Annotated in this window: 1 protein-coding gene; it reads left to right on the top strand. The window is 73.4% G+C overall.

The annotated features are described in order from the left end of the window. On the top strand, positions 1-851 hold an 851-nt coding region (locus B8460_RS18695; protein WP_048863135.1), incomplete at its 5' end, for an AI-2E family transporter. Between the last annotated feature and the right edge of the window lie 184 nt (positions 852-1,035).

Genomic DNA, 1,035 nt, shown 5'->3' with positions numbered 1-1,035 from the left:
TCGCGCATCTGCGTCACGTGGTGCAGGACGCGCTGCATGCCGGCCTGCCGGCGGCGCCGAACTGGGTGTTCGACGTGCCGCTGATCGGGCCGCCGGCGGGGGCGTTGTGGAATCGCTGGGCCGCCGACCTGTCGGAGCTGTTCGCGGCGGTGCGCCCCTATTTCGGGATGATCGCGGAGGCGGGCTTCAGCCTTGTCCTCGGCATCGCCAACGGCGTCGTCGGCTTCGGCTTCGCGCTGTTCATCGCCTTTTTCTTCTACACCTACGGCGAGCCGATCGCGGCCCGGCTGCGGGCCGTGCTGGCGCGCATCGCGGGGCCGCAGGCGGACCGGCTGGTGGCCGTGACCGGCGCCACGGTCCGCGGCACCGTCTACGGCATCCTCGGCACGGCGGTTATCCAGGGCATCCTGACGGCGATCGGCCTGTGGGCGGCCGGGGTGCCGCGCCCGGTGCTGCTGGGCGCGGTGGCGAGCTTCCTCGCCGTGCTGCCGATCGGCGCGCCGCTGGTGTGGATCCCCTCCGCCCTGTGGCTGATGAAGATCGGCCATATCGGCGCCGGCGTGTTCCTCGGCGCCTACGGCATCCTGGCGGTGACCGGCGCGGATCATATCATCCGGCCGCTGTTCATCGCCCGCGGTGCGCAGCTGCCCTTCGTCCTCGTGGTCCTCGGCGTGCTGGGCGGGGTGCTCGCGTTCGGGCTGCTCGGCGTCTTCCTGGGCCCGGTGCTGCTGGGCGTCGGCTACACGCTGGTCAACGAATACGCGCGCGGGCGGGCGGAACTCGCCGGGCTGCCGCCGGAACTCGCGACACGGCCGCGCATACGCCCGCCGGTCGACGAGACCGTTCCGTGAGCGCGGGGCGATGAACTTGGCGACCATGAGCGGGCTGTGGCCCGCCTTCGCGGTCCTGAGCGTCACCGTCCTGCTCGGCGGCTGGCTGCTGATGCGCAGGCGCGGCTGGGTCGGCGTCGCCCACGCCGCCTCCGGCGCGCTCGGGCTTGCGGCGGGCGTGTGGGCGTGGCGGCACGGGGCGCTC

Origin of the sequence: Acidisphaera rubrifaciens HS-AP3 (assembly GCF_000964365.1) — a bacterium.
Classification (GTDB): Bacteria; Pseudomonadota; Alphaproteobacteria; order Acetobacterales; family Acetobacteraceae; genus Acidisphaera; species Acidisphaera rubrifaciens.
This window is presented reverse-complemented; position numbering and strand designations above follow the sequence as displayed.